Source organism: Lysinibacillus zambalensis, from assembly GCF_040183165.1.
Classification (GTDB): domain Bacteria; phylum Bacillota; class Bacilli; order Bacillales_A; family Planococcaceae; genus Lysinibacillus; species Lysinibacillus zambalensis.
Genome location: NZ_JBEGDG010000003.1, coordinates 14,890 through 28,126 on the forward strand (window position 1 = coordinate 14,890; position 13,237 = coordinate 28,126).

At 37.5% G+C, this 13,237-nt stretch carries 9 protein-coding genes; 4 read left to right on the forward strand and 5 right to left on the reverse strand.

Features of this window, described 5'->3' with window-relative positions; genetic code table 11:
• Positions 1–385 precede the first annotated feature (385 nt).
• The 5 genes from priA to ABNX05_RS05815 all read right to left on the reverse strand — a co-directional run bounded on the left by priA (position 386) and on the right by ABNX05_RS05815 (position 5,691).
• Positions 386–2,800, reverse strand: a complete 2,415-nt coding sequence (priA, locus tag ABNX05_RS05795) for a primosomal protein N' (RefSeq protein WP_349658876.1) — start codon at positions 2,798–2,800, stop codon at positions 386–388.
• Positions 2,797–3,807 (reverse strand): bifunctional phosphopantothenoylcysteine decarboxylase/phosphopantothenate--cysteine ligase CoaBC, encoded by a 1,011-nt coding sequence (gene coaBC, locus ABNX05_RS05800; RefSeq protein ID WP_349658877.1) that lies wholly within the window; start codon positions 3,805–3,807, stop codon positions 2,797–2,799. Before coaBC ends, priA begins: the two co-directional genes overlap by 4 nt.
• Positions 3,808–3,922: 115 nt before the next feature.
• A complete protein-coding gene (gene rpoZ / locus ABNX05_RS05805; RefSeq protein ID WP_053483349.1) occupies positions 3,923–4,150 on the reverse strand; it encodes a DNA-directed RNA polymerase subunit omega in 228 nt (75 codons plus the stop codon).
• 4 nt (positions 4,151–4,154) lie between these two features.
• A complete protein-coding gene (gene gmk, locus ABNX05_RS05810) occupies positions 4,155–4,772 on the reverse strand; it encodes a guanylate kinase (RefSeq protein WP_349658878.1) in 618 nt (205 codons plus the stop codon).
• A 43-nt stretch (positions 4,773–4,815) separates the two neighbouring features.
• Entirely contained in the window at positions 4,816–5,691 is an 876-nt protein-coding gene (locus ABNX05_RS05815; RefSeq protein WP_349658879.1) for a YicC/YloC family endoribonuclease, read from the reverse strand.
• 300 nt (positions 5,692–5,991) lie between these two features.
• Here ABNX05_RS05815 and ABNX05_RS05820 point away from each other — a divergent pair, with 300 nt between their 5' ends.
• The 4 genes from ABNX05_RS05820 to ABNX05_RS05835 all read left to right on the forward strand — a co-directional run bounded on the left by ABNX05_RS05820 (position 5,992) and on the right by ABNX05_RS05835 (position 13,224).
• Positions 5,992–6,261, forward strand: coding sequence for a hypothetical protein (locus tag ABNX05_RS05820; RefSeq protein WP_349658880.1), 270 nt, complete (start codon positions 5,992–5,994; stop codon positions 6,259–6,261).
• A gap of 689 nt (positions 6,262–6,950) precedes the next feature.
• Positions 6,951–8,648 (forward strand): Rqc2 family fibronectin-binding protein, encoded by a 1,698-nt coding sequence (locus ABNX05_RS05825; protein WP_349658881.1) that lies wholly within the window; start codon positions 6,951–6,953, stop codon positions 8,646–8,648.
• 209 nt (positions 8,649–8,857) lie between these two features.
• Complete coding sequence (locus ABNX05_RS05830) at positions 8,858–10,543, forward strand: methyl-accepting chemotaxis protein (protein ID WP_349658882.1); 1,686 nt, start codon at positions 8,858–8,860, stop codon at positions 10,541–10,543.
• Between the two features lie 1,031 nt (positions 10,544–11,574).
• On the forward strand, positions 11,575–13,224 hold the full coding sequence (locus ABNX05_RS05835) for a peptide ABC transporter substrate-binding protein (RefSeq protein ID WP_349658883.1): 1,650 nt from the start codon (positions 11,575–11,577) through the stop codon (positions 13,222–13,224).
• Positions 13,225–13,237 lie beyond the last annotated feature (13 nt).

Below are 13,237 nucleotides of genomic sequence, written 5' to 3' on the forward strand. Positions count from 1 at the left end.
AAGATAGCAACAAAAAAATTCTTCTATCAGCTAACAACAAACCTATATTTACCAATCAATATGCCTAATTTAAAGTTATACCTTATATAATTGGACTCCATATCACTAGCTACGACTCTTTAAGCATTTAATAAGTTCAGCATCATAACTCGTAGCTGATTTTCGTTCTGGCTGGGCGCTTTCCAGCAAATGTTTTATATGTGCCAAAGGGAAGTACAACAGCACCCAAGTTGGTCACGAAGGCGTTTCCACAGGATGTCATGCTTTTAGCCTTCGTTCACTGACTGCTGATCCCTGAGGAGTCGCCCAGCCCACACTACAATCAACCTGTCCGCATGACATACGTTTCAACAAAATGTCATGTCCGATCTGGTGATGAATCATTTTATATAGTTGACGGATCTAAATCTACCGTCATTAAAATACCCTGTTTAATCCATTCCGCGCGATACATAGCAAGAAGCCGCTGTAATACTGGAATGAGATTTGGTTCAATTTTATATTTTATCAAACATTGATAGCGATATCTATTTTGGAGACGGCTGATACTAGCAGTTGTTGGACCTATAATGGCAACTCGTTCTGATAAATTTCCCTTTAGCCAATCTGCCGCACGTCCAGCATACTCTGCAGCCATCATGACATCTTCATGAGATATTTGAACAAGTGCTACATAATAATACGGTGGATAGCTAGAGCGACGGCGTAAAAACATTTCACGTTCGTAAAATGGTTCGTAATCTTGAATTTTTGCCAACTCAATTGCATAATGCTCTGGTGTATACGATTGAATAATAACCTCACCATGCTTATCATGACGTCCCGCTCTACCACTAACCTGCGTTAATAGCTGGAATGTACGCTCCGCTGCACGGTAATCGGGTAGATGCAGAGATGTATCAGCACTAAGTACACCAACAAGCGTAATATTAGGAAAATCAAGACCTTTAGCAATCATTTGCGTACCTAGCAAAATATCTGCCTGTCCTTCCCCAAATGCCTGCAAAATTTCTTCATGAGCACCTTTTTGCTTCGTTGTATCAACATCCATTCGGAGAACCCTCGCCTCAGGAAACAGCTTATAAATTTCTTCCTCGACTTTTTGCGTTCCCGTACCAAAATAACGGATATGCTCACTCTGGCATTGTGGACATATTTGAGGAACACGTTCGTCATAACCGCAATAATGACATTTTAATTTCTCTGTTGTCCGATGATATGTTAACGAGATGTCACAGTTTGGGCATTGTACAACCGTTCCACAATCACGACAAAGCACAAAGGAAGAATAGCCACGACGATTTAAAAACATGACCATCTGTTCATTTTTCTCTAGTCTTACACGTATTGCATCAACAAGCTGCTCGGAAAACATGGAACGATTTCCTTTTTGAAGCTCCTCTCGCATATCCGCAATAAAAACTGTCGGTAATGCTTGATGCAAAGCACGTTGTTTTAATGATAGCAAACCATACACGCCCTTCTTTGCTCTCGCAAATGATTCCAGCGCAGGCGTTGCACTGCCTAATATAACAGGACATTTGTAAAATTCACTTCGCCATATTGCCACATCTCTAGCGTGATAACGTGGTGAATCTTCTTGCTTGTATGTTGATTCATGCTCTTCATCTAAAATAATAAGACCTAAATTTGTAAAAGGTGCGAAAATTGCCGAACGAGCTCCAACAACAACGCTTACCTTACCTTGTTGAATTTTGCGCCATTCATCATACTTTTCACCGACAGATAAGCCACTATGCATGACAGCAACCATCTCACCAAAACGACTACGAAAACGCTCTGTCATTTGTGGTGTTAATGATATTTCAGGTACTAGCATAATGGCTTCCTTACCTTCATCTAACACCTTTTGAATTGCTTGCAAATAGATCTCCGTTTTACCACTCCCAGTAACGCCGTGTAGTAAAAAAGTTTTTGCTGTCTGTTCTTCCATCGATCCAGTAATAGCCTTTAATGCTATGTGCTGCTCTTCCGTCAATTGTAAAGATTGAGTACGAGAAACCTCCTTCGTAAAGGGATCTCGATACACCTCTTCTTGTATAAAGTGAGCAGCTCCTTTTTCGATAACTGACTGTAATACCGTGGAAGATGCACCTGTCTCCTCATAGATTTTCTGCGGCAAAAGAACCTCCCCAAGATGTTTGCCCATCCATTCAATCAGTTGGCGCTGTTTGGCTGCTCTCGCTGCATCTTCCATAGCCTTGTCGATATCTTGCTGATGATCTGTAATTTTGACCATACGTATTTCTTTTACATTCCCTTGTTGCTTCACAACATTTTCAATTTTGACCATTTTATCAGTTATAAGCTGCTTTAATAAAGGAAGTAATTCAGCACGTTCGAATTCTTTGAAATTAACCTGTTGTCGCTTGCCAAAAATAGCATTAACCTCATCTGGTAAAACATCTTTCTCCGTTTGTAGTGTAATGATTTTTTCATACTTCGCTCGAAGCGCTGACGGAAGCATAACCTGTAAGGCATCAATTTCATAGCAAATCGTTTCGTTTTTCAGCCATTTAGCCATTAACAGCATTTCTTCGGTTAATACAGGCTCAATATCTAAAATTTGTGCAATAGACTTTATTTTGTTAGATGGTACATCTGTTTCATTTTTTAATCCGACGACAAAGCCGAGAACATTTCTTGGCCCAAACGGTACTTTTACACGACAGCCCATTTCTATAACATGTGCCCATTCTGTAGGAACTTCATAGTCAAACGGACGATCTACATGGTAAGTCGAAACATCCACTATAACCTCTGCAATCAAAAAACTCATTGCATCTCACCCTGTAATATATATGTCCAAAATGCCTGGGCAAATTGCTTGGCATCTGTCGCATCCCACATTTGACCATTTACTTCTGCCGTGTCACTAAAATCAATCCACTTGTCTGACATAATTGTTACTATTGGTTCACCAATAACCTTTTGTCCAAAAGTTATTGCGGTCATTCCTTCTACGGATAATATCGGTGCCTCTTCAGTTGTAGGCGTATTTGCTGCATGGATAAAAAATGCGGATGGATATTGTTTTTTATAATCCTCAAGCTGTTCAACAAGCTCATACACGCTTGTTGCTTTCTCATCTAGCAGGATTACATTTGCTCCAAGTGTTTGTGCCTCTTTAGCTATCGCCTGTCCAATTCTACTATTCGACTGCGTGCTAATGACATGACGCTCATCTAATGGTACATAAAACGCTCCAGCTGTGACCACTACTGTTTTACTAGCTAATGGCTTTGCCTTCTCTGAAAAAAATTCTTGAACGATTGCTGTTATTTTTTCAGGTTCTTCTAAACGGCCTTTACCAACATAACCACATGCCAAAAATCCTTCTGAAGGCTCAATAAATTGATAACCATCAGATTGTAACTGAGCCAAATTTCGCTTTACGGCTGGATGGTCATACATATGTACATTCATCGCTGGTGCAAGCCATACAGGAGCAGTTGCTGCTAGCAAGGTCGTCGTTACCATATCGTCCGCAATTCCATTCGCCAACTTCCCAATAACATTTGCGGTAGCTGGTGCAACTAAAATTAAATCTGCCCAATCTGCCAAATCAATATGGGCAATAACACTCGAATCCTTTTCATCAAAAGTATCGAAAAAAACATCATTTTTTGACATAACTTGAAAGCTCAATGGATTCACGAATTGTCTTGCTGATGCTGTCATGATGACCTTTACATTTGCCCCAGCCTGAGATAGCTTGCTAACTAGAGCGACAGCCTTATAAACCGCTATACCACCTGAAACACAAAGTAAAATATTTTTATTCATGCACAATCGTCCTTTCAAATGATAAGCTCCCAAAGGAAAATTCCTCGGGAGCTCTCGGCATTCTGTATAATCAAAAATCCACTGCAGACGTTAACATTTTCTATTTACATCAATGTTAGATTTCGTCTTCGTACACAGTTGACTCATCCTGTGATACCTTCGTAAGTACACCTGCCGCTACTTCTTCAAGTGCTTTTCCTACGTACTTATGAGAAACATACTTGTGTAAACGCTCAGTGTCTTGTTCCTCTTGCATTTGACGAGCACGTTTAGATGCTAAACTTACTAACGAGTATTTTGAATCGATTTCTTTTTTTAATGTATCTACTGATGGGTATAACATAGATTTATTCTCCTCTCAACATTGACAAATATCTTTTTTCTACACGTTCTCTACGACAATGCTCGGCTTTAATAATCGCATTTATACGATCACAAGCATTTGTCACTTCATCATTTTCAACTACGTAATCATAAAGGCTCATCATTTCAAGCTCTTCACTTGCAGTTGCTATACGTTTTGCAATAACCTCTGCTGTTTCCGTCCCTCGACCAACTAAACGGTCCTTTAATTCCGTTAAGCTTGGTGGGGCTAAGAAAATAAATAATGCATCTGGAGCCTTTTGGCGGATTTGTGCAGCACCTTGCACTTCGATTTCTAAAAACACATCACGCCCTGCATCCAGTGTTTCATTTACGTAGGCTAACGGTGTTCCGTAATAATTCCCTACAAATTCAGCATGCTCCAATAAGCCACCCTGTTCAATCAACGTTTCAAATTCTTCACGCGTCTTGAAAAAATAGTCTACACCATCTACTTCTCCTTCGCGAGGATTTCGTGTTGTCATCGAGATGGAATACTCATAATTCGTATTCGGCTGAGAAAATAATTCTTTTCGCACTGTCCCTTTACCTACACCAGATGGGCCAGACAGAACAATTAATAATCCACGTTCTTTTATCATTTATTCTCTATATCTCCCTTAATTTATAACAGATACATGCAAGCTATTCGATATTTTGAACTTGCTCGCGCATCTTTTCTAAAATTGTTTTCGCTTGAACTACCGCGATGGCCGCCTCTGTTGATTGATTTTTTGAACCAATCGTATTGATCTCGCGGTGTATTTCCTGCATTAAAAAGTCTAATTTACGGCCAACCGAAATCGTTTCTTGTAATGTTTCTTCTAGTTGATTAAAGTGACTATCTAATCGGTCCAATTCTTCAGTGATATCCACACGTTCTGCAAATATCGCTACTTCGGCAAGTAGGCGATCTTCTAACAAAGCTCCATTCGCCACTTCAGTAACTCGTTCCAATAATCGGGTACGATATTTTTCTACAGCTAGGGAAGCACAAGAACGAATCTGATTCACTTGTTCTTTTAACTGTTCTTTATATTGTACAACAACATCATGCAATTCTTGCCCTTCACGCTCACGCATTTGAATGAGCTGTTCCAGTGCTTGCATAATAGCCTTTTCAACAGCACTAAGTAAATCCTCAGGTGTAAGCTGTGGCTTTTCCTGTACAAGCGCTTGTTCAAGCGATAGTAGCTCTTGCATCGTCCATTTTTCTTCTAGTGGTACTTTATTTGCTAATTGCTCTTTTGCCTTACGATACGCTTCAATTAATGACCAATTAATTTCAATAGATTGCTCGATGTTATCTAAGTCCTTAACATAAACCATCACATCAATTTTCCCACGTGACAAAGCTTTCGAAATTAATTTCTTTGCAAAAATTTCTGCTTCAAGCCATTCTTTCGGGAATTTCGCATTAATTTCTAAAAATCGATGGTTGACCGAGCGCATTTCTACTGTTAATTGAAAGTCTTTTGTTGTTGTGACACCTCTGCCAAAACCAGTCATACTACGCACCAAGGTTCGTCACACCCTTCTTTGCATACTGGGATTATTATAACATAAGCTCTGTCATTTATGACGTAAAAAAATAGATCAATTTCGCCCTGGCGTAATTGTTGCTGTCGCTTCGCTTTCGCACAGATAAACAATGCGTCCGGATTTTGAATTGCGCCTAGGCCTGCACGAGGGCCGACACGATGTCGGTCATTTCGGTAAGGCCACAGGATGTAGCGTTTTTACCGATGCAGGTCAGTTAGCCGTTTTCGCAGGATGTGAAGATTTTAGGCTAACATCCTTTATTCATTCCTTTCAAAATCCATGACATCCGCCGGAGGCTCTATCTTCATTCAGCAGATGTTTTTTGTAGCGAAAGCGCAGCGGCAGCTACAGATGTTTTTTGTAGCGAAAGCGCAGCGGCAGCTACAGATGTTTTTTGTAGCGAAAGCGCAGCGGCAGTTACAGATGTTTGGACATCCACTGAAAAGGGACCACATCCGCATTCATCTCACCACCTTCAGAGGCGAGAGTTTTCTGCTGAATGAAGATAGAGCAAAAGCTAATTCTACCACAATTGAAGCTATATTTTAATATTCACCTAAAAAATGCTATGATAAACATAAGAAAAAACTCATCACCAAAAGATAGAGATGACATTAGATCAATTATGCCTCGGCATAATTTTACGTGTGCATGCATATAAGTTGATTGGAGTGGAGGCTGTGCGTCCAACAATAGAGGAACGAAGGCTAAAAAACATCACGTCCTGTGATAACGCATTCTTGACTACATCATGTTGACCCGCGCCCCCAGGAAGCCCCAGCCGTAACGGAAATCAACCGCAAACTATGGTGATGAGCATATAAATCGATTTAACTATAAGGTGTGTTGATGAAGAAAGCATTGTTATGCTATCGAGCAATTTTTTGTTGATATTTTGTTTAAATGTGCCCATTTTTAGCAGATTGTAGTGAAGGGCTACTTGACTCTCGCGGGAAAGCGAGACAGACGAGACCCTGCACGGAGCGAATGTTTTCCGTGCGAAAGCGTAGTACTAACGTAGCGACAGCAACAAATGGTTTAACTGTGCGAAAGCGAAGCGTCAGCAACAAATGGTTTAACTGTGCGAAAGCGAAGCGTCAGCAACAAAGCAAGTAGCCCGTAACGGAAATCTGCACCTTCTATGTAATTTGTAATATAAATGGTTAATCAATACACCTGTTAAAATATAAAATACGAAAGTACCAAGGATGCTTATATCGTTGGAAAGAGGAATTCATATGGCATTTGACGGCTTATTTACTTATTCAATGACAGCCGACCTACAACAATTAGTAACAGGTCGGATTACTAAAATACATCAACCAAACGCTCAAGAGGTTGTTCTACATATTCGTGCGAACGGAAGCAATCATAAATTACTTTTTTCGATTCATTCTTCATACGCACGCGTTCACCTTACTGAGCATTCGATTGAAAATCCAGCAGAACCCCCAATGTTTTGTATGCTGTTGAGAAAGCATATAGAGGGTGGTTTTATTTCTTCTATTAAACAGCACGATTTTGATCGTATTATAATAGTAGAAATCGAAAGTAAAAATGAAATTGGCGACCCGATTGTAAGGGAGTTACATGCTGAAATTATGGGCCGTCACAGTAACCTATTATTAATAGATAAAGAGCAGGGAAAAATAGTCGACAGCTTAAAGCATTTACCACCATCCGTAAATAGCTTCCGTACAGTATTACCTGGTCAGCCTTATATCGCACCACCCGCACAAAATAAATGGCACCCTTTAGCAGTAACCGACGAACAAATTACACTATTTTTCTCAGAACCAAAAACGGCTAAGGAAATTGTTTCGCAATTTACTGGTTTCTCACCAATACATGCTGAGGAATTATTATTCAGATTTACAGACACAGATGATCGTTTAAATTGCTTTAAAAACTTTATAGCTTCCTTTACTAATGGTGGGGCAAAGCCAATGTATGTAATGGCTAATAATAAAACTTACTTCTCCCCAATTGCTCTAACCCATTTACAAGGAGATGTAACGATTTATCCGAATGTCCATGAGCTTCTTGACCGCGTATTCTTTGCTCGAGCTGAGCGTGATCGTGTCAAACAGCAGGCTGGTGATTTGGAACGATGGCTGCAAAATGAAATTGACAAACTTATATTAAAAACTAAAAAGTTAAATAAAGACTACGAACGCGCATCTAAGCTAGATCAGTTCCAATTATATGGGGAGTTACTGATGGCGAATATTTACGCGTTTGAAAAAGGTGTAAAGGAAGTAACTGTCACTAACTATTATAGTGAAACTGGAGATGAGAAAATCACCATTCCAGTAAGTGAACGTAAAACACCTATTGAAAATGCTCAAAGCTATTACACAAAATATACAAAAGCAAAGAATGCCCTTATTATGGTGCAAGAACAGTTAGAAAAAACGAAGGAAGAAATAGCTTATTTTGAAATGCTTGCTCAGCAAGTACAACAAGCTGCTCCTGGAGATATAGAAGAAATTCGCGAAGAATTAGCAGAACAAGGTTATTTGAAATTACGTCATGCAAGAAAAAAGAAAAAACAAACGAAACCAGAGCCTGAACGTTATGTCTCTTCTACAGGTGTAGCGATTTCTGTTGGGAAAAATAACAAACAAAATGACATGCTTACATTTAAAATGGCTAAACGTACAGATACCTGGTTGCATACGAAGGACATTCCTGGTTCACATGTTGTCATCCATACAAGTGAACCTGACGAAACAACATTACGAGAAGCTGCAACGCTTGCTGCCTATTTTTCAAAAGCAAGAGACTCTTCTTCTGTTCCAGTAGATTACACAGAAATACGTCAAGTAAAAAAACCAAATGGTGCTAAACCTGGTTTTGTTATTTACTTTGAACAAAAAACTTTATACATTGATCCAGATGAAACTGTCATTTTACAATTAAAAAAACAGTCTTAAAGCGTTGGAATACGATACGAGTTGTATCGTGTTCCTTTTTTATGGTGATAACCACGTAATCTGTACTATACAGCTATTGATTATAGTAACGTTAAAAAAACTTGTGATTATTCCGAACTGTTTATTTCGAGTGTTATTGACTTCTTCCTTTCTAAATTGCTAAATTTAAGTAAAAAAAGTAAATAGCATCTCAGAAAGGACGTAACTTTATGTCTGTAGGCAAAAAATTAAGCTTTGGTTTTTTAACCATCATCCTGACCTTAATTATTTCATTGGTCATTATGTTTATTCAATTCTCAAATATTGATAAGAAGGTAGAAAATGCGCTAGAAAATCGTGTAGCTCTAGTAGAATTAGCTAATAATATTCAAACTGCTCGAGCAATGCAAGGTCTTTACATTCGGGCAATACTCATCGAAGACTCAGCAACTAATAAAGATAACTTTACAAAGTATTCTAAAATGCTAGATTCGTATGTAATTGAGACGATGGAAAAATCTGATTCATCCGAAATGGAGACTTATGCAAAAGATTTAAATACATATAATGAAGCTTTTAACAAAGCCGCTGAAGAAGCACTAGCACTTTATGATGCCAGAAAATTAGAAGAAGCGATACAAAAAGTTAATGGCGATGTCCAACAAGCAAATACAGATTTATTAGCAGTATCAGAGAAAATTGTAAGTTATCAAAAAAAACAACTTGATATTGTCACGAAAGAATCTAAACAAGCAGTGTCCATTTCACAAACAATCTCAATCATCGCTATCATCATTGGTGTAATACTTGGAGTATCACTGATGTTATATGTCCAGCGTACAATTTCACGACCTTTAAAATCCATGGTTCTTGCTGCCAATAATATTGCGAATGGTGAATTATATCATCAAGATATTTCCTATCAATCTAAAGATGAAATTGGACAACTATCTACAACTTTTAACGTTATGAAAAGTAGCTTACGAGGTTTATTAACACATATTCAAGGCAATGCGGAACATTTATCAGCTTCCGCTGAAGAACTATCCGCCTCTATCGAAGAGATTTCAGCTTCTGCTGATGAAATTACGGTACGAATTAACGGGACGGCAAATGCGGCATCTACTGCTACAATTGCTGCCAATGAAAGTGCACATGCTATGGATGAAACAGCCGTAGGTGTACAGCGAATAGCAGAGGCTACTCAACAACTCCACCAAAGCGCAGTGACAACAACTGAATTGGCGAGTAACGGTACTAGTACAGTTGATGAGGCTCAACAACAAATGAACGTAATTTATGATTCTACCCAAATGATTAACAATCTCGTTCAAAAACTAAGTAAGCAATCAGAAGAAATAGGCAATATAACTACAGTCATTACTGCCATTACAGATCAAACGAATTTATTAGCGCTAAACGCTGCAATCGAAGCTGCACGTGCAGGTGAACATGGAAAAGGCTTCGCTGTCGTAGCTGACGAAGTTCGTAAGCTAGCAGAAGAATCAAAGCAATCAGCCAATCAAATTGTTACCTTAACACAAGAAATCCAAGAAGATACCCAAAATGTAGAAAAAGCTGTCGAAGATGGGCTACAATCTGTTACAGATGGTGTAAAAATCATTGGGGATGCTGGTAACTCTTTTGAAGCAATCGTAAAAGCGATTAATAAGATGACAAATCAAATAGAAGACATTTCAGCTACTTCTGAAGAAATCTCTGCAAGCGCTGAGCAAGTAGCAGCCTCCGTTTCAGAAATTGCTCATGGTGCTTCTTCAAGTGCTGCTAATACACAAATCATAGCCGAAGCTAGTGAAGAACAAGCAGCAACTATGCAACAAATAAATCACGTTGCTACAGATTTAAGTGAAAAATCCTCAGACTTACAAACCCAAATTAACCAATTTAAGCTTTAATCATTTCAAGCAGAGAATTTTTTATTCTCTGCTTGTTTTTGTCCTAGTCCGCATTTCTGATCAAAAGCGTGAGTGCAACGAGAGGACACTAATAGTGACTAATATCGTTTAATACTTTGGTTACCCACTACTTACTTAAGAAATCGTCCATCTATAATTATTGATTCAAATCACTTTGCTGTTTATTTTTAGGAAAACCTCCATTTAGCAATTAAAATATGGTAGAATTAACCACGTATATAGACAAAGTAATTTTCCACTTACGTAATTTTTAGTAACTATATGAAGAAGCTTTCCTCCTAAGCAAGACAAATGGACTTCTCCATAAAACAACAGCATAAAAGTAATGATAATTATGTATTTTTTTCATTTAGTATAAACTCAACCCTACACACATATAATTGATTCCATGCAACGTTTTTTTATACAATATTGAATATTCCAGTAATGTGTAAATTATTTCAAAAAAACATATTTTCATTAACTAACGTACATTTATTCTTTAAGAGTGGCACATTTTGTCATACATATACTCTACCTCTTCTTTGTTCTCTCTTATACTGGATATTCTTAAAAAAATACAAAACAAGTTTCTTATATATCATTAATAGATAAAAATATTCATCCTTCGAGATTATAATTTGCAAAAAAACACCTCGCCAAGAATCGAAATTACTCGATTTTGCGATAATCTTCTACAAATCGACACCAACCACCCATGTTATCAATACATGACTTTTGACTCATTTTTACTATAACAATAATATTATCTAAACAATATGAATTTTCGATATAGTAAGTCATTTCTGTATTTTTATTCTTTTTTTGATATTCAGAACGAATTAATATCAAATTATTGTTATGAAAGCGCTTTTATCCTTTAATGTGATGAATAGAAAAAATTTATTATCTTCTCAAATGTCAGATAATACTATATAAATTTGAATCTTTTTTATTTTGTACACAATGATTTTTTGGTATATTAAATAAGAGCTTCACAAAAGGCTTAAAATTGTATAAGGGGGATTCACATGGTTAAAAACAAAAAGTTTTTATTATTAACTGTCCTTGCAGTATTCTCACTGGTATTAGCTGCATGTGGCTTCGGTGGTGAAAAGTCTGATAATTCTTCATCTTCAGACGGCAAAAAAGATTCTGGTTCAAAAGCTAAAGAAATTAACTTAGCAATCGCTTCAGAACCACCATCTTTACACCCACAACTTGCAACAGATACTACATCTAGCGCAATCCTAATTAACGTTCTTGAAGGTCTGACTGTTTCAGACATTGATGGTAAACCTACTCCAGGTATGGCTGAGGATTGGACTATAAGTGAAGATAAAAAGACTTATACGTTCAAATTACGTGATGCAAAATGGTCAAATGGCGATCCAGTTGTAGCAGGTGACTTCGAATATTCTTGGAAATGGGCGTTAAATCCAGAAAATCTTTCTGAGTATGCTTCTATTTTCTACCCAATTAAAGGGGCTCAAGCATACAACGAAGGAAAAGGTTCTATTGATGCTGTTGGTATCAAAGCTGAAGATGACAAAACTTTAGTCGTAACTTTAGAAAATCCAACTCCGTATTTCTTAGAATTAACAGGATTCAAAACTTATTTACCAGTTAACCAAAAAGTGACTGAAGCTAATAAAGAATGGTACACAGACGCAGGTGAGAACTTCGTAACAAATGGTCCTTATAAATTAAGCGATTGGAAACATAATGAATCTATCGTTCTTGCAAAAAATGCAGATTATTGGGATGCATCAAATGTTGATCTTGATACTGTAAATATTGATATGGTTGAAAAAGAAGCAACTGTTGCTACTAAGTATAAAGGTGGCGAGCTTGACTATATCGGTGCACCATTCCAAACAGTAGATCTTAATGCTATTGATGAGTTCAAAAAAGATAAATCTTTAAGAATCAAAGACCAAGCATCTATTTATTGGTACAAATTCAATACAAAAGACAAAGTTATGTCTAACGCAAATATCCGTAAAGCTCTTACTCTAGCAATCGATCGTCAAAAATTAATTGACAACGTAACTAAAGGTGAACAAAAACCAGCTACAGGAATGGTACCTATAGCAGTTCCTAATTTTGAAGATGACCGTGGTTACATGAAAGATAACGATGTTGATGGAGCAAAAGCTGCTCTTGAAGCTGGTATGAAAGAACTTGGCATTAAAGACCCTAAAGATATTCAAGTGAATATTTCATTCAACACTTCTGAAGCACATGCTGCAATCGCTCAATTTATTCAAGAAGAATGGAAAACAAAACTTGGTATTACTTCTCAGTTAGATAATTCAGAATGGCAAGTTTATCTAGAAAAAATCAACACTGGTGACTACCAAGTAGCTCGTATGGGTTGGGTAGCTGACTATCTAGACGCATATACATTCCTTGAAATGTTCGATACTGCTAAAAACGGTAATAACGATACAGGATGGGAAAGCGCTGAATACAAAGGCTTCTTAGATAAAGCTATTGCTGAAGTAGATGAAGCTAAACGTATTGACTACTTAAAGCAAGCAGAAGCAGTCATTATGAAAGAACTCCCAGTTGCACCTATTTACTACTACACTAACTTGTCAGTAGTTAATGATGATATCGAAAACTTAGATCCAAATCCAACTGGTGATATTCATCTTAAATATGTAAAGATGAAATAATGATTTCTTTTTA